Origin of the sequence: Parasutterella muris (assembly GCF_009767915.1) — a bacterium.
GTDB lineage: Bacteria > Pseudomonadota > Gammaproteobacteria > Burkholderiales > Burkholderiaceae_F > Parasutterella > Parasutterella muris.
Genome location: NZ_WSRP01000044.1, coordinates 1 through 21,346, shown reverse-complemented (window position 1 = coordinate 21,346; position 21,346 = coordinate 1). Strand labels below are relative to the sequence as shown.

General features: G+C 48.6%; 21 protein-coding genes. 12 read left to right on the top strand and 9 right to left on the bottom strand.

The features are described 5' to 3' along the window. The first annotated feature begins 166 nt into the window (after positions 1–166). On the top strand, positions 167–1,960 hold the full coding sequence (locus E5987_RS11240; RefSeq protein ID WP_160336174.1) for a flavocytochrome c: 1,794 nt from the start codon (positions 167–169) through the stop codon (positions 1,958–1,960). A 68-nt stretch (positions 1,961–2,028) separates the two neighbouring features. Here E5987_RS11240 and E5987_RS11235 read toward each other — a convergent pair whose 3' ends face one another. Together E5987_RS11235 and E5987_RS11230 are read right to left on the bottom strand one after the other, a co-directional pair. After that, complete coding sequence (locus E5987_RS11235) at positions 2,029–3,288, bottom strand: amidase family protein (RefSeq protein ID WP_160336173.1); 1,260 nt, start codon at positions 3,286–3,288, stop codon at positions 2,029–2,031. 70 nt (positions 3,289–3,358) lie between these two features. Beyond that, positions 3,359–4,420 (bottom strand): hypothetical protein, encoded by a 1,062-nt coding sequence (locus E5987_RS11230; RefSeq protein WP_202074632.1) that lies wholly within the window; start codon positions 4,418–4,420, stop codon positions 3,359–3,361. 222 nt (positions 4,421–4,642) lie between these two features. Between E5987_RS11230 and amrA the strand changes: the two genes are divergently transcribed. After that, complete coding sequence (gene amrA / locus E5987_RS11225; RefSeq protein WP_160336172.1) at positions 4,643–6,028, top strand: AmmeMemoRadiSam system protein A; 1,386 nt, start codon at positions 4,643–4,645, stop codon at positions 6,026–6,028. After that, positions 6,028–6,873 carry an AmmeMemoRadiSam system radical SAM enzyme gene (gene amrS, locus E5987_RS11220; protein WP_160336171.1) on the top strand — a complete coding sequence of 282 codons (846 nt, stop codon included), beginning with the start codon at positions 6,028–6,030 and terminating at the stop codon, positions 6,871–6,873. Before amrA ends, amrS begins: the two co-directional genes overlap by 1 nt. A gap of 62 nt (positions 6,874–6,935) precedes the next feature. On the opposite strand, the gene E5987_RS11215 is transcribed toward amrS, so the two are convergent. Continuing rightward, complete coding sequence (locus tag E5987_RS11215; protein ID WP_160336170.1) at positions 6,936–8,045, bottom strand: porin; 1,110 nt, start codon at positions 8,043–8,045, stop codon at positions 6,936–6,938. Between the two features lie 211 nt (positions 8,046–8,256). Between E5987_RS11215 and E5987_RS11210 the strand changes: the two genes are divergently transcribed. Genes E5987_RS11210 through E5987_RS11190 form a run of 5 tightly spaced genes read left to right on the top strand, consistent with a single transcriptional unit; the run spans position 8,257 to position 13,055 of the window. Next, positions 8,257–9,405: a 2-hydroxyacyl-CoA dehydratase subunit D gene (locus E5987_RS11210; RefSeq protein WP_160336169.1), complete on the top strand. Its 1,149-nt coding sequence runs from the start codon at positions 8,257–8,259 to the stop codon at positions 9,403–9,405. 11 nt (positions 9,406–9,416) lie between these two features. Beyond that, positions 9,417–10,724, top strand: a complete 1,308-nt coding sequence (locus E5987_RS11205) for a 2-hydroxyacyl-CoA dehydratase family protein (protein WP_160336168.1) — start codon at positions 9,417–9,419, stop codon at positions 10,722–10,724. 26 nt (positions 10,725–10,750) lie between these two features. Continuing rightward, positions 10,751–11,563, top strand: coding sequence for an acyl-CoA dehydratase activase (locus E5987_RS11200; RefSeq protein WP_160336167.1), 813 nt, complete (start codon positions 10,751–10,753; stop codon positions 11,561–11,563). After that, positions 11,563–12,288 (top strand): hypothetical protein, encoded by a 726-nt coding sequence (locus tag E5987_RS11195; protein ID WP_160336166.1) that lies wholly within the window; start codon positions 11,563–11,565, stop codon positions 12,286–12,288. Before E5987_RS11200 ends, E5987_RS11195 begins: the two co-directional genes overlap by 1 nt. A gap of 5 nt (positions 12,289–12,293) precedes the next feature. Next, on the top strand, positions 12,294–13,055 hold the full coding sequence (locus E5987_RS11190; RefSeq protein WP_160336165.1) for an ATP-binding protein: 762 nt from the start codon (positions 12,294–12,296) through the stop codon (positions 13,053–13,055). A gap of 85 nt (positions 13,056–13,140) precedes the next feature. Here E5987_RS11190 and E5987_RS11185 read toward each other — a convergent pair whose 3' ends face one another. After that, positions 13,141–13,779, bottom strand: a complete 639-nt coding sequence (locus E5987_RS11185) for a Crp/Fnr family transcriptional regulator (RefSeq protein WP_160336164.1) — start codon at positions 13,777–13,779, stop codon at positions 13,141–13,143. 200 nt (positions 13,780–13,979) lie between these two features. Between E5987_RS11185 and E5987_RS11180 the strand changes: the two genes are divergently transcribed. Next, complete coding sequence (locus E5987_RS11180) at positions 13,980–14,207, top strand: FAD-dependent oxidoreductase (protein WP_237178821.1); 228 nt, start codon at positions 13,980–13,982, stop codon at positions 14,205–14,207. 54 nt (positions 14,208–14,261) lie between these two features. On the opposite strand, the gene E5987_RS11175 is transcribed toward E5987_RS11180, so the two are convergent. Next, complete coding sequence (locus E5987_RS11175; RefSeq protein ID WP_160336163.1) at positions 14,262–14,696, bottom strand: NifB/NifX family molybdenum-iron cluster-binding protein; 435 nt, start codon at positions 14,694–14,696, stop codon at positions 14,262–14,264. A gap of 225 nt (positions 14,697–14,921) precedes the next feature. On the opposite strand from E5987_RS11175, the gene E5987_RS11170 reads away from it, so the two are divergent. Further along, positions 14,922–16,235, top strand: a complete 1,314-nt coding sequence (locus E5987_RS11170; protein ID WP_160336162.1) for an NCS2 family permease — start codon at positions 14,922–14,924, stop codon at positions 16,233–16,235. A gap of 81 nt (positions 16,236–16,316) precedes the next feature. Beyond that, complete coding sequence (gene ribB / locus E5987_RS11165; RefSeq protein ID WP_160336161.1) at positions 16,317–16,976, top strand: 3,4-dihydroxy-2-butanone-4-phosphate synthase; 660 nt, start codon at positions 16,317–16,319, stop codon at positions 16,974–16,976. Between the two features lie 50 nt (positions 16,977–17,026). Here ribB and E5987_RS11160 read toward each other — a convergent pair whose 3' ends face one another. The 4 genes from E5987_RS11160 to E5987_RS11145 all read right to left on the bottom strand — a co-directional run bounded on the left by E5987_RS11160 (position 17,027) and on the right by E5987_RS11145 (position 19,580). Beyond that, positions 17,027–17,974 (bottom strand): DMT family transporter, encoded by a 948-nt coding sequence (locus tag E5987_RS11160; RefSeq protein WP_160336160.1) that lies wholly within the window; start codon positions 17,972–17,974, stop codon positions 17,027–17,029. Positions 17,975–18,095: 121 nt separating this feature from the next. Continuing rightward, entirely contained in the window at positions 18,096–18,890 is a 795-nt protein-coding gene (locus E5987_RS11155; protein WP_160336159.1) for a hypothetical protein, read from the bottom strand. A gap of 89 nt (positions 18,891–18,979) precedes the next feature. Continuing rightward, positions 18,980–19,201, bottom strand: coding sequence for a hypothetical protein (locus tag E5987_RS11150; protein ID WP_160336158.1), 222 nt, complete (start codon positions 19,199–19,201; stop codon positions 18,980–18,982). A gap of 223 nt (positions 19,202–19,424) precedes the next feature. Then, the gene (locus E5987_RS11145; RefSeq protein WP_160336157.1) at positions 19,425–19,580 is read right to left on the bottom strand and encodes a hypothetical protein; all 156 of its coding nucleotides are present in this window, start codon (positions 19,578–19,580) and stop codon (positions 19,425–19,427) included. A gap of 240 nt (positions 19,581–19,820) precedes the next feature. Between E5987_RS11145 and E5987_RS11140 the strand changes: the two genes are divergently transcribed. Further along, positions 19,821–21,080, top strand: coding sequence for a dicarboxylate/amino acid:cation symporter (locus tag E5987_RS11140; RefSeq protein ID WP_160336156.1), 1,260 nt, complete (start codon positions 19,821–19,823; stop codon positions 21,078–21,080). Positions 21,081–21,346 lie beyond the last annotated feature (266 nt).

Below are 21,346 nucleotides of genomic sequence, written 5' to 3'. Positions count from 1 at the left end.
TTTCATTAGTGTAGATATCTGTTCTTCAACTTTCATTGTTGACTCCCTAAGTAGTCAACTTTTTTCAGGACAAGACACTTCTAGAATAGATGTGTAGATTTGTAATAAATATAAATCTCGTTTTTTTTGCGCGAAGAAGTTTTTGTGCCCAACAAGGAGAACTACGATGGTTTTAACCAAAATTTCCGCAGCAGTCGCTTTAGCAGGTTTTGCAATGGCTGCAGGTGCTGTTACATACACACCCGGAACCTACACAGAAAAAGTTAACGGCCACAATGCTGCATTCAATGTCAGCGTGACTGTCAGCAAGAATAAGATTGAAAAGATCGAATACCCTGACAACCTCGAAACCATTGGTGTCGGCCGTGTCGCTCTGGACAAACTGTCCAAGAAGATCATTGACCGTCAGTCTCTTGGTGTTGACAATGTCACAGGCGCAACGATTTCTTCTTTCGCTTTGAAGGGCGCAGTTAAGAAAGCTCTTGAAAAAGCCGGCGTCTCCAAAGACGATATGGCCAAGCTTCAGAAGAACACAGAGAAATACACTGCTCTTCCTGCTGAAGTCAAGACGCAGGTTGTCGTGATTGGCGGCGGCGGATCGGGTCTTGCTTCCGCGATTGCTGCTCAGCAGGCAGGCGCCAAGGTTATCGTTCTTGAAAAACTCGGTCTTCTCGGCGGTTCCACCAACGTTTCCGAAGGCGCTCTGAACGCGGCTGACCCGGAACGTCAGGGCAAACAGGGCATCGAAGACTCTATCCAGAAACACTATGATCAGACAATGAAGGGCGGCCATGATATCGGCAATCCGGTTCTGGTTCACTATCTCACCGACCATGCTCTGGAATCCGTCCACTGGCTCGAAAGCATCGGCGTTCAGTTCAAACCGGAAGTCGGTACTGCTACAGGCGCCCTCTGGCAGCGTTCTCACTACCCTGCCACTCCGTCCGGCAACACCTACATCCGTTCGTTTGAAAAGTACATCGCCGCTCATAAGAATGACATTCAGGTCTACACAGACATGAATGCCGAGTCTCTGATCAAGGACAAGGCCGGCCGCGTTATCGGCGTCGTCGCTAAAGACAACCATACCGGCAAGACAACCAAGTTCATGGCTGACAAGGGCGTTATCGTTGCTACCGGCGGTTTTGGCGCAAACGTTGAACTTCGCCAGAAAGTCAATACCGGCGTCTTTAAAGACTATGACCTCGGCAAGGGCATCGGCTGCACGAACTTCAACAAGTCCGCTCAGGGCTCCGGCATCATCATGGGTGAAAAAGTCGGCGCCAACGTTATCGGCATGTCTGACATTCAGGTTCATCCGTGCGGCACACCGGGTACAGGTCTGATGGAAATGGTCCGTACTTCCGGCCGCAACCGCGTCTTCATCAACAAAGACGGCAACCGCTTCGTCAACGAAGGCGCTGCTCGTGACGTTCTCGCCAAAGCAATTTTTGCTCAGCCTGGCGCTACATACTATGTCCTCGTCAACCACCTGCGTTATCCGTCTCTTGACTGGGTTGACGCCAACGGCGCGAAGATGAAAGACATGATCGACCTCGGCCGTGTTGTTGCCGCTCCGACTCTTGAAGAACTGGCTAAGAAACTCAACATGCCGGTTGAAAACCTCAAGAAGTCCATCGCCGACTACAACGCTGTCGTTGCCGGCACTGCTGAAGACAAGCTTGGCTTCAAGGCCAACAACAAGGCTGACAAGCAGATGACCGAAGGTCCCTGGTACGCCTGCAAGAAGGTTCCGACTGTTCACCACACAATGGGCGGTCTGGAAATCAATGACAAGGCTCAGGTTCTCGACAAGAACGGCAAGGTTATTCCGGGTCTCTACGCTGCCGGTGAAACCACTGGCGGCATCCACGGTTCCAACCGTCTTGGCGGCAACGCTATCGCTGACATCATGACATTCGGTCGTGACGCCGGCACACACGCTGCCAAAGGCAACTAATCCTTAGTCGATTAGCTTGATCTAAGTTTAGAGGGCTCCAATCGGAGCCCTCTTCCTTTTGTTTCTTATTACTTAATCAGCGCTTCTATCTCTTCGGCTAAAGACAGCAAGGCAAAATCCTCTTTTGCTTTAGCGCCGATCATAATGCTTCTCGGCAGCATCTCGCTAAAATCAATGGGCATGGATAGCGTGGGGCCGCCGCCAATCGCCCACCAGTCTAAGTAACTCAGCGTTAGTGCGGCCTGCGCTCCGGTCATCTTCAACACTTCTTCGACCAGACGATTGGCTTTCTGAATATTGGTTTGAACAAGATCGGATAACGCTTTTCCATGAGGAAGATCAGCCTCGAGCGCGTATGTCAGGCGCTCCATCCCATAGGGATGCGAATGAGCTCTGGAAGAATAGCGTTCAACGAGCGCTTCAAAAGTTTCCGGCTCTGTCCCTGACGCATATCTTTGAAGGAAGTTCGTCATATCCTTTTTAATATCCGCTGACGAGATGATCTTGTAATCGAATTCCGCCATCGGCGCGTGTCTGAATTCAATATGGAATCCGCCTTGTTTAAGCGCAGAGATAAATCGGCGGACGGCCGGAGTATTCAGAGCTGCATAGTCTCCCGAGGAGACTAAGAAAAGCAGCGTTCGACCGTTAAATTTCTTTTTACGGAGCTCTGACGGTACAAATGACTGAGGATCTGAATCGTCTTTACCGAGCATGGCGGAAAAGACCGTTTTTAATCCGCTGAGGCTTCTTGAGAGTACCCCCGGCGCGTCAAATGAAGACGAAAGCGGAATAATGCCGCTTCTGGAGACTGCGCCTCTGGTCGGCTTAAAGCCGAAGACGCCGTTTGCCATCGCGGGCATCATAAGACTGCCTCGGGTTTCGGTTCCGAGTGCGGCGTCACAGAAACCTGCCGCGCAGGCAATTGCTGAGCCGGAACTCGATCCTCTACAGGGATACTGCGCACCGTGCGGATTTCTTCCAAAGCCGCCCAACTCAGAGTAACCGTCCTTAAGAACGCGCGTCGTAACAAAACCCGCGAGTTCCGTCAGATGCGTTTTACCAAAGATATCAATCTGAGGATTTTTGCGGATTTGACGAACGCAGAATGCGTCCGGCAGCACAAGATCTCTAAGCGCGTAGGATCCCGCGGACGTCAAAAAATCCTGTACACCGATATTGTCTTTTGCAAGGATTCTGAGTTTGGCTGAATCCTTCGGTCTTCTGCAGAAGCGCACCGCTCTGAGGTTTTCGTTGTAAGCGCGAATGCGCACAAACATTCGCTCAGCAGACAGCGGTTCATTTAAAGGATAAGAAAAGTCCTGCATAGCTCGGAACTCCCGTTTTTTAGCCATCATAGCCGAAATAGGAGCTGCAGTGCGCTTTACAGGACTTATGTTAGAAGCGGCACTCCAAAGCCGTCAGGAAGCTGAATTTATTCAAGTAACCGGCCTCAACCGACCAATTGAAATTCGGCGTAATTTCCCAGCGGAAGCCGGTCAGCATATTCCAGGGCGATTTAATACGCTGCTCCACATTGAATTCACCGTTTCCGTGCCAGTTCACTGCAGAAATAATCTGCTGCAGCTTGGGCGAGAACGATAAATTTGTCAGGTTGCCTCGGAAATTCTGCTGCACGCTGTAGTACATCGCGCCGACCCAGAAATTGAATTTACTCTGCGGCAGTCCGATCGATTCCGCAGCAGGAAGCGTAAAGCGGTATCCGACTCTCGGAGAGAGCGTAAAGGCTTTGATGTCGCCTTTGATAATGTTGAGATCGGTCTTTGTGTAATTCAAATCGAGCAGACCGAACCAGTTGCCGACTCCGCCCGCGAACGTGGTGCCGAGACCGTAAGTGGTTCCCTTGAATTTCAGGATGAAATCCAGCCCGTCCATGTCTCCGATCCCTTTGATAATGTTGTTGACGAAGGGATTGGTGGAACCCACGTCAATCTTAGAGACGGATTTGCCTTTGGTTCTGCCCGCAACTGCATAAACGTTCATGAAAGGAAAAAGCCAAGCGTCGGCACGGATCGTTTCGGTATGGCTTCTCTGCTTTGTGCTGTGCACATCAATCTTAAACAGGTCGGACGGAATATCGATGATTGTCGGATTGTTTGGACGGAAAATATTGTTGATTTTTAAAGACAGTCCGCCAAAAGTAATGGACTTAACATCAATATCCTGTCGGATATGCATGTAGTTGACCCCGATGCCGTACGGATTGGGCAGCTCGTAGCCTCTCTCACGCGCTTCTTTGCCGAAAATCGGAAGAAAAGAATCCTCCTCCCCCTCTTCCGCTTCCTCTTTTACGGTCACATACGGAGCGTCCTGAGTGTTGGACAGCTCGACGCCTTTAGGGTTCAGGGCATATTTGGAAGAATCAGAAAACTCTCCGGCGCAAGCGCACAGAGGCGCACAGGCAATCGCCAGATATTTAATAAGATATAAAATTTTCAAAGGATGAGCCCCTAAAGAAACCTTAATCGGTCGGCAAAAATAAAACCCCCGAAGTCTACAGCTGCGGAATTACCCTTTTTGAAAATCAATGTAAAACTCATTTATCTTGTGACCGATTATTAGCTTGCTCATTCTGACAGTTAATATGTGAACTATCAGACAAAAAGAACTAAATTAGGGCATCATTTTTTGTCGGTTCCTATGGAACTTAAGGAGTTTGAAATGCCTGTTTTAGCAGCTGCTGCGGTACCGCATCCTCCGCTTATCATCCCGGAAGTCGGAAAAGGACAAGAGAAAGTCATACAAAGGACCATCAACGCATACACTCAGGCGATGCGCTTTCTGGCTCGTTTTAAACCGGATACTGTCGTCGTGACAACACCGCACAGTGTCATGTATGCGGATTACTTCCATATTTCTCCCGGAAAATCCGCCTGCGGAGATTTATCCCGCTTTAACGCGCCGAATGCTTCGGTTAAAGCGGACTACGATTCCGAATTTGTCGACGCATTGGAAAAGCGCTGCAAAACAGAAAACATTCCAGCGGGCACGCTTGGAGAGCGCGATCCGTCCTTAGACCATGCGACCGTTGTGCCGCTTCTTTTCTTAAAGGATTATCTGGACAAATTTGAAGTGGTTCGCGTCGGTCTTTCCGGCCTTTCCATCGAGGATCACTATCGTCTCGGCGAAGCGATTTCCGAGACCGCCGATCAGCTCGGCAAGCGTGTTGTGATGATCGCGAGTGGCGATCTCTCGCACAAGCTCACAGAGAGCGGTCCTTACGGTTTCAGCGCTGAAGGTCCGAGATTTGATAAAGAAATCATGGAATGCTTTGAAGATGCGGATTTTCTGCGCATGATGGAAATCAAGCCTGAAGTTTGCGAATCGGCTGCCGAGTGCGGTCACCGCTCTTTTGTCATCATGGCGGGCGCGTTTGACAAGCGCAAAGTCGACGCGCATGTCCTTTCGTATGAAGGTCCTTTCGGCGTCGGATACGGCGTCGCCACTTTCGAAGGCGAAGAGGCCGATCCGAATAGAAATTATTTAGATCAGTACATCGCTTTTGAAAACAAAGCGAGAGAAGAGCGTATGAAGCACGAAGACGCGTACGTCAGACTTGCCCGCCTCAGCGCGGAAACCTTCGTTCGGACGCATCAGTACACGGGGCTTCCGAAAGATCTGCCTGAGGAGCTTCTGAACCAAAGAGCGGGCGCGTTCGTTTCTATTCACGAGCATGGAAAACTTCGCGGCTGTATCGGCACGACAGAGCCCACGCAGCAGAATCTTGCTCTTGAAATCATTGCAAATGCCGTGTCAGCAGCAACACGCGATCCGAGATTTCCGCCGGTTCGGCCCGGAGAACTTCCCTCTCTGGTTTACAAGGTGGATGTTCTGTCTCCGGCTGAAAAGATCGATTCGGAATCCCAACTGGACGTTAAAAAATACGGTGTGATTGTTGAGAACGGTTCTCGCAGAGGTCTTCTTCTGCCTGATCTTGAAGGTGTTGACACGGTCGAGCAGCAAATTGCGATCGCTAAACAGAAAGCGAACATCGCGCCTCAGGAAAGTGTTCAGCTCTATCGCTTCACTGTGACGCGGCATCAGTAATGACCGCTTCAGCTCAAGTTTTATGTGATGTCTGCCCGAAGTTCTGCAGACTGAGAGAGGGACAGACGGGGTTTTGCCGCGCAAGAAGCAATATCGGCGGGACGATTGTGCCAAATAATTACGGACAATGCACGTCGATCGCGCTTGATCCGATAGAAAAGAAGCCGCTTGCGCGGTTTTATCCCGGAAGTTTTATTTTGTCGTACGGAAGCTACGGCTGTGATTTGCGCTGTCCCTACTGCCAGAATCATGAAATATCGATGGCCGGACGCGAGATCCCGACGCGGAAGATCACTCCGGAAGGTCTTTGTGATTTAGCGGTTGATTTAAGCCGTCGCGAACCCGGTAATTTAGGCGTCGCGTTTACGTACAACGAGCCGCTCATCTGCTGGGAATTTATTCGTGATACTTCTCAGCTGCTGCATGAAGTGGGACTCAAGTCGGTTGCTGTCACCAACGGCGGCATTACTCGCAAGTATGCGGATTTGGTTCTTCCGCATATTGACGCGCTCAATATCGACCTAAAAGGCTTCTCGGAGGATTTTTACCGAATCGTCAAGGGTGAACTTGAGATCGTTAAGGACTTTATCGGAAACGCCGTTGAACACGGCTGTCATGTGGAACTCACCACCTTGATCATTCCTACGGTCAATGACAGTCCGGCGCTCATGGAAAAAGAGGCAGAATGGATCGCGTCGGTTTCACCCGATATCGCGCTGCATCTGAGTCGGTTTTTCCCGCGCTATCAGTGGAACAATCTTCCGATCACGAGTGCTCGGACAATCTTTACACTTCGGGACATTGCGAAGAAGCGTCTGAAATATGTCTATTGCGGCAATTTATAACCGCAAATAAGCCCGAGAATTAGAGAAACTCCCGGGCCTTTTGATTCAATCAGTTGATTGTATTAGAACTGATGGCTCATACCGACAAAGAATTGAACTGCATTTTCGCCAATGTAGTCTGTACCGTATTCGTTGCCGCCGAGGTTAAAGTGCAGAGAGCTGTCGGGGCCGGCTTCAATCGCGTAACCGGCGTTTGTATCATTGAAGACCGCTTCAACACCGCCGTAAATGCGAGTGCGTTTGGAGAGCGGATAAGCGTACTTCGTTCCGAGAGACCAAGCGTCGGCGTCCGAACGTGTCTGATCCTTCATGTAGGAGCCGGAAATCATCCATTTGCCGCCAAAGAGCGGTGTGGAGGTACCGATCTGAGCCATCCAGAAATTAGCAGAGTTCGTTTCGTCGTTAGTGAATTTCTTAGTGAACTGAACGACCGGCTTTGTGACGCCAAAGTCATAACTTACGGCTAAGTTCACATATTGATTGTTCCAAGAAGCATCCTGTCCATCAGGGCTGAACTTGCGGAACAAGTAACTTCCCATCGCGGAGAATTTACCGTAGTCAAACTTGGCGGCATAGTTATAGATATTGCCTTTGCTGTTGGAGTTCTGGCTTCCGGCAGCGTTCTTATGTTCGCCGAGGGAGACATAGAAGAAGTTTGTCATACCGAAGCTTGTCGGCAGAACATACATAAAGGAGTTGTCCGAGCGAACAAGGTTTCCGTCCTGACTGGTTACAGATGTTCTGCCCGGGAAGAAATATGGAGAATCGGAAGAGCCGAGACTGAGTTCGGTCGGGTCATACATTGCAAAGACTAAGAAGTGCGGTGTGTACTGACGGCCGAAGGATAATGAACCGTATTTGCCGCGGATGCCGAGATTTGCCTCGCGGCTGAAGGCTCTGCCGTCGTTGCCGAAAGTCTTGCTGCCGTCATCTGTAAGGAAGGCCTGATCAAGATTGAAGAATACCTGAACCCCATTGCCCAGGTCCTCAACACCTTTGATGCCAACATGAGAAGCACCGGCGCCGCCGGACATCAGAGCGGATTTCCATTTGCCGCCGGTTGAATTAACGGCAACAAATTCATCAACCGCGCCGAAAACTTCGACTTGTGCTGCTTGAGAAACAGAAGAAATCGCCATAAGAGCGGCTGCTGCAAGAAGTGTCTTTTTCATTGATTTTCTCCTAGGGGGATGAGTATTGGATTCATTTTATTTATAGGTCGTCTGCAAGAGTGTTAACTGTTAAACAGTATTAAGCTGTTTCGCTGAAAAGTGTTGTCTGCTTAACACTTTCGTATGAACCTCCTCCGTAATATGGATGATGAAGCACCTTCTTTGCAGTCTTCACAGAACCCTCAAATAGACGACGAGGAGATATATACGAATGACAATCCAATCTCAAGCATTAAAAGCGCTGATTGAAGTCGGAAGCAACCCCTATAATGCCGAACTTCAAAACTTTATCCGCAAAGGCGGTAAAACCTGCGGTTTTCTTTTCCAGGAAACTCCTGAAGAAATTATCACTGCCGCAGGCGTAGTTCCTGTTTACATTCGAGGCACTAAGTCCGAAGGTACAGAAATGGCTGAAGCCTATTTCCGCCAGCTCACCTGTAACTATGTCCGCAACACATTCAATGAAATTCTGGACGATAAGTGGGACTTTTTAGACGGTGCGGTTTTCTACAATCTCTGCGACCATGCCAGACGCATTTTTGACAACTGGCAGACACTGCCCGACAACAAAACCTATCACTTCATGTATATTCCCAAAAAGAGAAGTGACCTTTCGAAGGACTTTTATCGTCAGGAAATTAAAAAACTGATCGAAGCGACAGAGAAGCATTTCGGCGTAGAAATAACCAAAGAAAAGCTTTCCGAAGCCATCAAACTTCATAATGAAATGCGCCGTCTGCAGAAAGAAATCTATGATCTGCAGAAAGAAGAAAAAGTTTATCTGGACGGTACTGAGCTTGCCATGGTCATGATGGCCGGCGTTTCGATGCCCAGAGATAAATACAGCGATCTTCTCCGAACTTTAATCTCAGATTTGAAAGCTCAGGGTCCTCAGATTGAACCCAAAGTCCGTCTGCTCTACACCGGCGGCCACGCGGACAATCCTAAGTTCTTTGACCTTCTTGAGCAGCAGGGAGCGGTGGTTGTCGCCGACAACGACAGTTTCGGCACACGCGCCTGCGATGTCCTCGTGAGCGAAGAAGGCGATCCGCTTGAAGCGATCATTGAGTACTACTACCAGCAGAAACCTGCGGCCACTCGTCAGTTCGGCACACATGAGGAGCGTCTTGCCCGTCTTGATCAGCTGATCGAAAACTATCGCATTGACGGCATCATTTCTTCACGTCTCTTTATGTGCGACATTTGGGCCTTTGAGCAATTCCTCATGCGCAATCACCTGCAGAAGAAGAATTTCCCGCTGCTTGAACTTGAAGTGGACTACAACCCGGAAGGCGAAGGCCAGATCCGCACGCGTGTTCAGGCTTTCGTTGAAAGCGTCTGTGACAAGAAGAACATTTAAAGGAGAAGAACATGACCGAATATGTAACCGGTAACGAAAGAACACAGGAGTACATTGACCGTCTGACGGGACTCCTTCAGTTCTTTGAAACACTGCCCCAGGAAAAGCGCAATCCGGCGCAGGAAGCTGTTGTTGCCCTAATGCTTGATCACAACAAGAAGGTGCTTGACCATTCCGTCAACCACAAGCCTCTCATGTGCACGTGGTACGGCAACTGCCAGGAAATTCTTTCAGCCATGGGCATTGCCTACTACAACCCCGTGTTTGATCTGATGTTTCACTTAGGACTCACGGATTACGCCGATGCGAAAGAATGCGACAAGTTCAATCTGGATGACAAGATCTGTTCGCTCGTTCGCTATGCCGTGTATTCCATGCAGAACCGTCTGCATCCGAAGCCCAACTGTTTTATCGCTATGACTGAGCCGTGTGACGGTCAGCTCATGCTGCATCAGGCGTTTGCCCAAACCGACTACTTAAAAGATGTTCCGGTTTACTGCATTGACCCGAGCTACGGACATACCGACGAGGATTTCCGGTACGTAGCCCAACAGCTCAAGGAAATGATTCCATTTATCGAAAAGCACACCGGTGCAAAGTTCGAAGAACAGAAGCTGCGTGAAGTCGTTGAAGAAGTCATGAAACAGGATGAAATCTGGCGCGAAGTCAATGACCTGATGAAAGCATCTCCGACTCCACTTCCCTCCTTTGCTGTCGGTGACGCCTTCTGGGCGCTGACACAGCATCTGCCGAGCGGAGATCCGAGATCCACCGCCGTAATGGCTGCGGTCAGAGACGCTGCAAAAGCTAATGTGGAACAAGGAGTCGGCCCTGTCATGAATGAACAGGTTCGCATCTTCTGGCCGGATTTAAATCCGCTTTGGGGCGATAAGCTTGGTCAGTGGCTGGCTGAAGAATGGGGCGCAGTGATTGTCAGCTCGTTCCAACAGAATACGCCTTACACCAAGATTGATACCACGAACCTTGATACAATGCTCTTTGGCTTAGCCCGCAGAGCCGTCGCAGAGGTTCCGATGATTCGTCAGGGCCGCGGCTGGGTCGACGTCTTTGTTGAAGACCTGACTTCTTCTATCCGCGACTACAACATTGACGTCGTGATCTTCTCTGGTCATATGGGACACAAGGATCAGTCAGGAGTCGGTCAGTTTATGAAGAAAGTCTGCCGCGACATGAAGGTCCCGGTACTCACCGTTACAACTTCGCTCTTTGACGAGCGCTACACTCCGTTTGACAAACTTAAGAGTGATATTTCGAATTTCCTGAGCGCCAACGGATATAAGAAGCTTTCGAAGGCATAACACAACGTGAACAAGGAGAATTAATAATGATTTTTGTCGGCTGCGATCTCGGCTCTACCACAGGCAAAATCGTTGTTATGGACGAAAATAAGAAGGTTTTAGCTTCTTCCATCGTCCGAAGCTCCCACGGACCGCGCAAGACGTTTGAAAAGGCGGCTGAAGAAGCCGCCAAAGCGCTCGGCATGACCGGGAGCGAGCTGATTGACAAAATCAACAGCGACGGCTGCATGGTGACGACTGGTTACGGCAGAAGCAATTTGGAAGGCTACACGGATGAAGTTTCTGAAATCTCCTGCCACGCAAAAGGTGCTTTCTATCTGTGCCCAACCGTTCGAACCATTATTGACATTGGCGGGCAAGACTGCAAAGTCATTTCCGTTGATGAGAGCGGTAAAGTGCTCGACTTTCAGATGAATGACAAGTGTTCGGCAGGAACCGGCCGATTCTTTGAGGTCATGTCGCGTGTTCTGGACATGCCGCTTGAAGAGATGGCTGAAGAGGCGCTGAAATCCAAAATGCCGTGCAGCATTTCCAAGCAATGCAGTGTTTTTGCAGAATCTGAGGTTATTTCTCTTGTGAACAGCAACGTTCCAATTTCTGATATCTCCGCCGGCATCCATGAATCTATCGCCAGACGAATTCACGGGATGGCATTTAAAGTTGGTATTGAAGAAGATGTTGTTCTCACAGGCGGATGCTCGGGAAACAAGGCGCTTAGAAAGCACCTTGAGAAGCGTCTGCGTCTCAAGCTTGGCGAATTAAGCGTTGATCCGCAGCTCATGGGCGCGCTTGGCGCGGCGCTTTTCGCGCTTGAACATCATCAGGAAGCGCTTGGATAATGACTGCCGCCATCGACATTATTGTTTCTGATCCGAAAGAGGCAGATCTTTTGAAGGGTGCCGTTTTTGCCGACGGCACACTCTCGGAGGACTTCGCTCGTTCGCTCGAAACCAAGTCGAACTTCGTGCTGCTTTCAGACGCTGCCATTGATCTTGGGGGGCCCGGCCGCTCGGCAGTGTTTTTAAAGTATGACACTATCGCAGCGCCGGACTTTGCCGCCGCTTTGATCTCAGATATTGAGGCTGAAGAACTCGGACTTTATCTGCGCGTGAGCGGGAAGAATCTTAATGATGAGCTGTTTTATTTAGTCGTTCAAAATTTCCGCTCATTTTTAAAAGCGACCGGTGTTATGGTCAAAGGCAGCGAAGACGAGCTTTGGGTTCGCATCAGCAAAAAGTCGCCGCTCCTCTCGGAGCGCCCTCTTCTAAGGCTTGCACAACTTCTCAGCAAGCGAATCAAGGACGAGTTTCAAGAGGTCACATCAGTCGGTGTTCTGATAACTCAGGGAGAAAGCGGATCCTACACACGCATTAAAAAATCCGCGGAAACCTACAGCAAAAAGTCAGAGACACTGAAAGCCAAAGTCTGGGAGCAGCGCGGCTTCAACTTTAACGAATGTCATGTTCTGGGACACTGCGGCAAATGTTCGGATAAAAAGCTTTGTGCCAATGTCCGCAGAATTGGAAGACTGAGTGAAGTGCAGCGAGAATCGGAAAAGGAATAGTAGCTATGCAAAAAAGAGTGATTGCCGTTTGCGGCAAAGGCGGCGTCGGTAAGACAGCCTTTACAACACTTCTGACGAAAGTCATAACCGAAGATCAGTCCGCGGGCAAACTGCTGGTTGTAGATGCGGATCCTGCACTAGGACTGCACTATGCGCTCGGGCGCGGCTCAATCAAAACGATTGGTACGGTTCGCGACGAAATCCTGCGTGTCGCTGAAGAAGGCAACCGACAGGCTCAGGAAGAACTTGCCGACCGTGTGGACTATTTAACCGCCCAGGTTTTAGATGAAGGCAAAGATTTTTCTTTCCTTGCAATGGGCCACATGGACTCCAAAGGATGCTTCTGCTCTGTGAACGATCTTTTAAAAGGCGCGATCGGATATCTGACCGGTGAATTTGACACAATTCTGATCGACGGAGAAGCGGGCATTGAGCAGATCAACCGTCAGGTGGTTGAAAACATCGACACTCTGATTGTTGTGACCGATTCATCTCTTCGCGGAATGAAGACCATTTCTCATATTAAAGAGATGAAAGATCAGGGCCTTTTACCGTTCTGCAAGCGACTCTGTGTTGTCTTTAACCGCACTAAGAACGATGTATCCAAGCTAGAAGCATTCGCCAAAGAATTGAACCTGGAAGTTCTCGGGTGCGTGCCGGGAGATGACGAGCTTGAAGCATTCGACTCTGAAGGCAGAACGCTTTTGGAACTGCCCGACAGCAATCCCGCTGTTAGGGGTGCGCAAGACATTTGGAAAAAAATCTAATTGAGGCGGAACCGGGTCCTGCACCCGGTTTTTTATGCGTCCGCCTCCCACCAATCATAGAGATGACGGAAGATATTGCCGTGGATCAGGAATATTCTTCCGTCTTTTTTAAAAAGTCCCTGCTCTGCCAATCGCTCAGAATTAACGAAACGGAAGTGCGGCTCGCAGACACAACTTTTGCGATCAAGACGTTGGTTAATGAAAACGGCAGCGGATTCCAGTCGTCCAGTTTTGGCGGGTAATATGCTTTTATCAAAGCATGGAAGAGCGCCATCAGTCGCTTTTCCACGTCCAGTGTAAAACATGCCAGGAGTGCTTCAATGTGGCTTTCCTGCTTTACAACAATGTTAACCGCCTGCTGTTCCAGAATTTCTTTATTAGCGGAGATAGATTCGTGCCAGACGTGATACGGCAGCACCAGCCCGGTACCCCCTTTTGCCATATAGGCGCTGACATTAGCGATATTGCCGCAGAATGCATCAATATCTCCGACCGTCCGGCCCGGCGGAATAATGCTCATGATATGTTCTTTATCGAGACTATCCCAGAAGCGGTAAAGACAGATTCCGGAGAGCAGAAGCGTCACTTCGCCGGAAGGTGCGCCGTGAAGCAGTTCTGATCCCTTTTTTAGTGTTGTGCGCCTTCCTTTTGCATAGAAAATTTCCTTTACCAGCTTCGGCGCCTCCGGGTGAATCCACTGTTCTCCAAAAAGGATTTGTCTCATGTTTATCTCCTAACAGTTTGAGAGTACAAAGCAGCGAAAGATATGTAAATTAGTCATATCCCGATAAAAGTGTTAAATAGTTGGCGTTTTAAGCGGTCCTCTATGCGGAAGCGTCAGATATTTAACAGTCTTCTAAAACGGACTTGAATAACATTTGGCTGTAGGTTCAATTCCCTAAGGAGACAGTTAAAACCGCGGGCATGATTGCGCTTTCTCTTTATTTGAGCGCCATGGTCTGTGCCGCAGAACATGAATTAACTACAGACATTTTAGTGGTAGGCGCCAGCTCCGCCGGTCTTTCAGCCGCGGTTCAAGGCGCTGAAAGCGGCAAGAAAGTCATCCTGCTTGAGAAAACGGCATGGTGGGTGGCTCTTCCGCCTTTACCGAAGGATTGTTCGCGGTTAACTTGCTCCATTGGCTCTAAATAAGCAAAAACCTCGCTCGGCCTTATGCGTTGCGAGGTTATAAATGAAGACTAAAGCTTAGTGATGACAGCAGCATCCGCCTGCTTCGTGACCTTCATCATGGCCATGACCGCCGCATCCGCAGCCGCCCTCACCGTGTTCATGGTGGCCATGTCCTCCGCAGCCGCATCCGCAGCCCATCCCGGCAGGCTGCAGTGTTCCATCAATCAGCTGCTGAATTGCTTCATCGGGATTTCCGCTCACACCCGGAACAACATCAATACCAAGCTGCGCAAGTGCGATAAGCGCACCGTGCCCGATGCCGCCGCAAAGTACGGCCTGAACGCCCTGTGCTGCTAAAAATTCAGAGATAGCCTCATGGCCGCTTCCCTGTGTATCCACAATAACAGCTTCCTGAACACCCTGAGGAGTCACTTTAAAAATCTTAAACTGAGGCGCTCTGCCAAAATGCTGGCAAATTTCTCCATTCTCGTAGGGAGTCGCGAATTTCATGTAATTCTCCTAAATTATTCAGCGTTAAAACGTGCGGTCCATTTTAACAACACTGACGCTTCAACAAATTAAGCCAATTTTATAAAAAAGATTAAATGTAACGAACCGTTATATATTGATACGGCTGAAATATTTGTGTATCAGACCGAGCAGCTGATTCGGGATTTAGGGATCAAACGAAACTAGAATCAGGCTTTAAAAATTCCTCTTGTCAAACTCTGTAAAATGAATGCAATTGATCGTTTTTTTAAGATCTCTGAGCGAGGATCTAATGTAAGAACCGAATTCCTCGGAGCGATATCGGCTTACCTTGCTGTCTGTTACCTATTTATAGTGGTTCCCGGCATGCTCTCTGACGCCGGTATGCCGATTGCGGATGCGACGGTGGCAACAATTTGGGCGGCGATTCTCGGAACCGTTATGATTGCCTTTATCGCGAATTTCCCGATCGTGGTCGCACCGGGCCTGGGAATCTCAGCGTATTTCGCATATTACGTCTGCGGCGCAATGGGACTTTCGTGGCAAGCGGCGTGCGCGGCCGTCGTTATTTCAGGCTTTGTATTCTTCCTGCTTACCGTGACCAGGGTTCGACAGGCGATCATACAATCCATACCGCTGGATCTAAAGCTTGCGATCGTTGCCGGTATTGGCGCGTTCATCACGATTATCGGTCTGAAAAATGCCGGGATTGTCGTACCGAACCAGTCCACCATGATCGGACTCGGCAATATGCTTGCTCCGCAGGCTTATCTGACAATTCTCGGCGTGATTATCGCAGGTGTTCTGATCCATAAAGGCGTGCGTCTGGGAATGCTGATCGCGATCCTGGCAGTGGCTGTATTGGGCATAGCTTTAGGCGTAACGCCCACCGACGGCATCTCTAAGATGTTCTCCACCGATTTTAAGATTTTCCCGACTGAAACGATTTTCCAAGTTGACTTCAAAACCATGATGACCGTCGGCATTGTCGGTGTGCTTTTCTCCATTACTATGGTTGACCTCTTTGACAATATGTCGACGCTGATCGGGCTCTCCTTCCGAGCAGGATTTATGGGCAAAGGCGGCGAGATCCCGGGTTTGGACAAAGCACTGATTTCCGACTCTGTCGCGACGATGGGCGCAGGTTTAATCGGCACACCAACCTCTACCGCTATTTTGGAAAGCGCAGTCGGCATCGAGGCGGGTGCGAGAACCGGTTTATGCGCGCTTTTTCTGGCCGGGTTCTTTGTCCTTACACTCTTTATTACGCCGGTGCTTACGCTAGTTCCTGCCTTTGCGACTGCTTGCGTGCTGATCCTTGTCGGCTACATGATGATGCAGGGAACCGTGACGAAAATTAATTTTCACGATATTTCCACAGGCGTCCCCTGCTTCTTCACGATCTTCATGATGCCCTTTACATTCAATATCGCTACCGGACTAGGTTTTGGCGTTATCAGCTTTGTGCTGCTCAAGCTTTTATGCGGCAAAGCCAAAGAAATTTCTCTCACCATGGCAATTCTTGCGGTCGTTTTCTGCGGCATTCTTGTGTCTCACTAAAATGCGCCAACTTAGATAAAATTGCGCTTGCTTCGTTAGACAATAACGAACATACAGATTTACTGAAAAGGATGTTTAAAAATGTTGGAAACCGCTGTAGAACTTACTCTTGATCAATTCGGCAGCACGCCGATTGAACGCGTTGAAAAAGCGCTCGCTGATCTCAGAGCCGGCAAAGGCGTATTAGTGCTGGACGATGAAAATCGTGAGAACGAAGCGGACTTAATTTACTCTGCGGACCATCTAACTGAAAAGCAGATGGCACTTATGATTCGTGAATGCTCCGGAATCGTCTGTGTTTGTCTTCGTGATGAAGACTGCAAACGACTGGATCTGCCTCAGATGGTTCAGAGCAACAGCAATACGCAGGGAACCGCTTTTACCGTTTCCATTGAAGCCGCGCACGGCTGCACCACCGGTGTTAGCGCTAAAGACCGAGTCACGACCATTAAGGCGGCAGCGAATCCCAAAGGCAGACCCGAAGATCTGCTTCGTCCGGGGCATGTCTATCCGCTTCGCGCTCGCTCCGGCGGCGTCCTTGAAAGACGCGGCCACACGGAATGCACTGTTGATTTGATGCGACTTGCGGGGCTCAATCCCTGCGGCGTGCTCTGCGAGCTCATGAATGAAGACGGAACCATGGCCCGACTTCCTGAAACGATCGCGTTTTCCAGAAAACACGATCTGACGGTCATTACGGTTGAAGACCTCGTGACATACCGAGAGGCTAAGAACCTTTAATCGGACAAAAACATCTTTCTGAGCCGCTTCTTTCTTACAGAAGCGGCTTTTTAATTTGCAGCCGATTTAGGTTTAGCAGGAACGCAGGAAAGGATCACGACGTTGGATAAAACCATAATGACACCGAGTGTTTCTAAAAGGCCTAAGTGCAGATCCATAAACATCACGCCGAATAGGAAGGCGGAAAGTGGTTCAACACAAACGATTAGACCGACAACGACCGGCGAGAGATATTTAAGGCTGTACAGATACATCCAAAACGCAGCAGCCGTTCCGAAGACCACAATAAAACCGAGCGCGAGCCAGCTGTTTGGTGTCAAAGAAAGCATCGCATCAATCGGACGCAGCGCGATAAATGAGGCGATTCCGGCAGCAAAGATACCCCAGCTCACCACGGGCTCTACGCCGTATTTTTCTATGAGCGGCTTAGGCTGTATGGAATAAATCACTGCAAATACCGCGGAAACGAGACCCCAGAAAACCGTATTCCAATTAAAGTCAAAACTGGTTAGATCTCCTTTTGAGACGATAAAAACAACTCCGAGAAATGAGATGACACAGCAAAGCACTTCAATAGAAGTAAAACCTTTCTTGCCGCGAAGGTATAAATAAATTCCGGCAAGCAGCGGAACCAGTGCAAGAAAAATCGCTCCGGTACCGGCGTTGGAATAATAAATCGCAAAAAAGAACGTCAGATGCGAGAATAGAACTTCAAACCCGCTCAGCGCAATACCGAGTACAGCTTTTGGAGCGTAAAATACGCTGAGCATCTTTTTTCTGACGAAAACCAGATTTAGCGCAACCAGCAGGATACCCGCAAGCAGCAGCCGCATTGAGACCAAATTTAGTGGTGTAATGTCGGATGTTTCAAAAAGGTACTGAACGCAAACGCCCATAGCGCCCCAAAAAATACTGGCGAGTATGGCTAACAAAACCGCAAAAAGCGATTTTGCTCTTTGGTCGTTATTTAATTTAACAGCTGCTGTGGTATGAGACATTTTCAACTTCACTAATTTTTTTGTAATTCTGCCTTAGTAAAGCGGCCTTAAACAAAATCGAGCATAAAAATAGCCCGACCGGCTGACTGAACCGATCGAGCCTATATTTACTTACTCGGTATTACTTCAGAAAAACTCCTGCGTAATTTCCAAGCCATCCGTCACCGAACACATTGTGCGCATAGTGACGAATTTCTTCGCCAGCCTGACGAAGTTCGAGTTCGTTTTCAAAGTTCATGTTGTCCGCGCCGAAACCAAGCATATCGGTGACAAACAAAAGCGTACGGACGGATCCGTCTTCTCTCTTAACAGGCGCCATCAGGAAGAAATCATTTGCCTGAACATTCGTGCGGTCTGCGCCGAACATCTTGAAGTAGTCATTTGCCTTCAGCATATCGCGGCAAAGGATAATCTTTGGAGACTTTTCTTCTTCAGTCTGACGGAAGAGCGCGCCTCTGGTTTCAATTAAGAAATTGATGAAATCCTTAAAGGTCGGCAGTCCTGTGTATTCAGCCATTGTGACGACGCCTTTATCCGTCTTGACGGCAGGTTTCTCGATCCAAGCCTGCGGCTCGAGCAGACCGATACAAACCGGAGAGGCAGAAAGCATCAGGACGGGCTGCTGTTTTTCTTCTCCGGCTGGACTAAATACTTTGCCTACCTGAGAAGGTTCATTGCCGACAATTGCATTCACCAAACGACCAACGGATTCTGAGAACTTACATCCGCACTGGAGGGGACGAAGCAGCTTGTTTACATCGGTTTGAGGATTAGCAAACTTGACGGTCGGGGCCATCGGAAGATCACATTTAAATGAATGGTCGCAGACGAGCCAGATCGGAGCATCAGGATTTCCGCCCATGCATCCGGCAAAAGAACTTACGAATTTGGTAAAAACTTCAGGTACTTGAACCATTTTGAACTCCTCCAACAAAATTTTCCTTCCTGAGTTTCAGCACTCAGGCCAGGATTCAATACATATTGCGGTGCTTAGGCACGTTCTTTTTATTTGCTGCAGCCGCAACCGCAGCCGCAGTCAGTCGCAGCCTCAACTTCAGCGTCCATCAGAGCTTCAGTTTCGGCCTGCTCGGCTTTTTCCTTTTCTTTCTTTTCCGTCTTTTTGCTGACAGGACCGCAGTCGGTAGCCGCTTCGATATCAGCGCCCATCAGATCAACGGTTTCCTGCTGCTGTTTTTCTTCGGCGAGTTTTTTTACTGCTTTGTTCATCTAAAACACTCCTTTTTAAAAGATGCTTAGACTTTATTCTTTTCGGTGGGTTAGTAACTTCGGACCGTGCTAAAAATGGGAACACGGCGAGAGGGACAATGAAAAGAAGCCGTTACTTCTTTTCATTTTTCTGAGCTTCGTCAGAACTAAAGTGTTCTTTGGCGTTCTGCTCCTGAATTTTTTCTATTTTCCGTTCCTCATCCGGAGAGTGTTTGATTTTATTTTAACCACTTTCTTCCTTTAGATTCTGAGCTATTGAGTGAAGCGTGTCTCCAACCTTTTGGGCTATCGATCGCTCCTCTGCAGCAGCCTGAATCGGCGCTGCGGAGAAACTGAAGAAAACAGCGGCAAGCAGTGTCAGAGATAATTTTTTGAGCATATATAAAACCTCTATGCGTTAACTCAATTATTTTTATACAGGGTTTATACTTAATAAATCTCATAGATATCCCTTTAACTTGTAAGTTATTAAGACAGCCACGCCTCTCTGAGCTCATGAATATCAATTTTTTTGTCTTAATTTCAAACAATTCTCAAAATGCTTTCTCGGCTTAATTTTTTACAACTTATTCGAGACATAATGAAAAAATAAACTCAAAACATATAGTAAGGATTAAACATGTCTACCCCTCAGCTGCAATCAGCGTTCAAGCGAAATATACTGGGCGTGATGATTGCTTACCTCGCTGCAATTGCTCTTGGCGTGATCGCAGGCGTGTGGCAGGAGCCGTATGTTATGACGGCCGCGCACTTCATTAGTACTGTTTTTATTCGGTTGTTTAAGTTCTTAAGTATTCCGATTATTTGTGTTTCCATTATTACTTCGCTTTCAACTCTTTCTCAAAATAAAGAAGGCGGAAAGATTTTTAAGCACACAATTTTTTATACACTGCTGACGACAATTCTTGCCGCGACGCTTGCAGCTGCGCTTTACATCATCATGCGTCCTGCCAATGTCTCCGTCGCCAATGTTACGAGTGAGACCGTCCACAAGATTGCGGGCGTTTCTTACCTTGATTATTTACAGAGCATTGTTCCGGACAACTTTGTCACGCCGTTCCAGACTGCTAACGTTCTCTCCGTTCTTTTAATCGCCGCCTCTGTTGGCATTGCGATTTCTAGGCTCCCGAATGGCGACAGTCAGGATTTGATGATCCGGTTCTTTTCCGCGCTGCAGAAAGTTTTATTTGAATTAGTGAACTGGCTAATTTTGGTTTTGCCGGTCGGTATTTTCGGATTTGTTGCAGTATTGGCTCAGGAAGTATCTCACGGAATGGATTTAGGCGGCCTCGGCACCTATTTTGCGATAGTGATTGCCGCCAACCTGCTGCAGATGTTCGTCATTCTTCCGGCATTTCTTCTTGTCAAGGGACTTAATCCGATCAAGGTGGCCAAAGGCATGTTCCCTGCGCTTACACTTGCGTTTTTTTCGAAGTCATCAGCCGCCACACTGCCACTCACGATTTCGAGTTCAGAAAATAATCTGCACGTCAATCCCAAAATCGCAGAATTTGTTCTGCCGATGTGCACAACGATTAACATGAACGGCTGCGCAGCTTTTATCTTCCTCACTGTTATTTATCTGATGCAGAATGCGGGCATTGCGATTACGCCGGGTGTTATTTTTGCGTGGATTTTCATTGCGACGCTTGCGGCTGTGGGCAACGCTGGTGTACCAATGGGCTGCTTCTTCTTATCAGCGAGCTTGCTTGCGAGCATGAATGTTCCGATTCTCCTCATGGGCGTCATTCTGCCCTTCTATGCGGTTGTCGATATGATCGAAACCACATTGAATGTCTGGTCGGATAGTTCAGTGGCGGTCGCAGTTAATAAGGATATGAAATTTTCTGCTCCGCACCAGATTGGAAGTGCGCCCTAAGTCTGTGAGTTGATTTTAAAGAGCACCTTAACGGGCGCTTTTTTTCCTTTATTTAAGCAGATGCACCTTAAAAGCAAAATGTCAGCCAAACACGGCTGACGGAGCGTCACCCCCAATTTAGTACACCTCGGCAGCGCAGTTCGTCTTTCGGCATCGAAAAAACAAACCTGTCAAAATACTAAAAAAATTCACTGCTGTCCAAAATAATTTTCTCTCAAACTTTGACCTCAACATTTACAGTTGATCTAGGTCTGAGGAAGTTAAAA

Bases quoted from the DNA above. Each gene is read 5' to 3' on its own strand.
- E5987_RS11240 (WP_160336174.1), top strand. From the start codon at position 167: ATGGTTTTAACCAAAATTTCCGCAGCAGTCGCTTTAGCAGGTTTTGCA.
- E5987_RS11235 (WP_160336173.1), bottom strand. From the start codon at position 3,288: ATGCAGGACTTTTCTTATCCTTTAAATGAACCGCTGTCTGCTGAGCGA.
- amrA (WP_160336172.1), top strand. From the start codon at position 4,643: ATGCCTGTTTTAGCAGCTGCTGCGGTACCGCATCCTCCGCTTATCATC.
- amrS (WP_160336171.1), top strand. From the start codon at position 6,028: ATGACCGCTTCAGCTCAAGTTTTATGTGATGTCTGCCCGAAGTTCTGC.
- E5987_RS11215 (WP_160336170.1), bottom strand. From the start codon at position 8,045: ATGAAAAAGACACTTCTTGCAGCAGCCGCTCTTATGGCGATTTCTTCT.
- E5987_RS11210 (WP_160336169.1), top strand. From the start codon at position 8,257: ATGACAATCCAATCTCAAGCATTAAAAGCGCTGATTGAAGTCGGAAGC.
- E5987_RS11205 (WP_160336168.1), top strand. From the start codon at position 9,417: ATGACCGAATATGTAACCGGTAACGAAAGAACACAGGAGTACATTGAC.
- E5987_RS11200 (WP_160336167.1), top strand. From the start codon at position 10,751: ATGATTTTTGTCGGCTGCGATCTCGGCTCTACCACAGGCAAAATCGTT.
- E5987_RS11195 (WP_160336166.1), top strand. From the start codon at position 11,563: ATGACTGCCGCCATCGACATTATTGTTTCTGATCCGAAAGAGGCAGAT.
- E5987_RS11190 (WP_160336165.1), top strand. From the start codon at position 12,294: ATGCAAAAAAGAGTGATTGCCGTTTGCGGCAAAGGCGGCGTCGGTAAG.
- E5987_RS11185 (WP_160336164.1), bottom strand. From the start codon at position 13,779: ATGAGACAAATCCTTTTTGGAGAACAGTGGATTCACCCGGAGGCGCCG.
- E5987_RS11180 (WP_237178821.1), top strand. From the start codon at position 13,980: ATGATTGCGCTTTCTCTTTATTTGAGCGCCATGGTCTGTGCCGCAGAA.
- E5987_RS11175 (WP_160336163.1), bottom strand. From the start codon at position 14,696: ATGAAATTCGCGACTCCCTACGAGAATGGAGAAATTTGCCAGCATTTT.
- E5987_RS11170 (WP_160336162.1), top strand. From the start codon at position 14,922: ATGAATGCAATTGATCGTTTTTTTAAGATCTCTGAGCGAGGATCTAAT.
- ribB (WP_160336161.1), top strand. From the start codon at position 16,317: ATGTTGGAAACCGCTGTAGAACTTACTCTTGATCAATTCGGCAGCACG.
- E5987_RS11160 (WP_160336160.1), bottom strand. From the start codon at position 17,974: ATGTCTCATACCACAGCAGCTGTTAAATTAAATAACGACCAAAGAGCA.
- E5987_RS11155 (WP_160336159.1), bottom strand. From the start codon at position 18,890: ATGGTTCAAGTACCTGAAGTTTTTACCAAATTCGTAAGTTCTTTTGCC.
- E5987_RS11150 (WP_160336158.1), bottom strand. From the start codon at position 19,201: ATGAACAAAGCAGTAAAAAAACTCGCCGAAGAAAAACAGCAGCAGGAA.
- E5987_RS11145 (WP_160336157.1), bottom strand. From the start codon at position 19,580: ATGCTCAAAAAATTATCTCTGACACTGCTTGCCGCTGTTTTCTTCAGT.
- E5987_RS11140 (WP_160336156.1), top strand. From the start codon at position 19,821: ATGTCTACCCCTCAGCTGCAATCAGCGTTCAAGCGAAATATACTGGGC.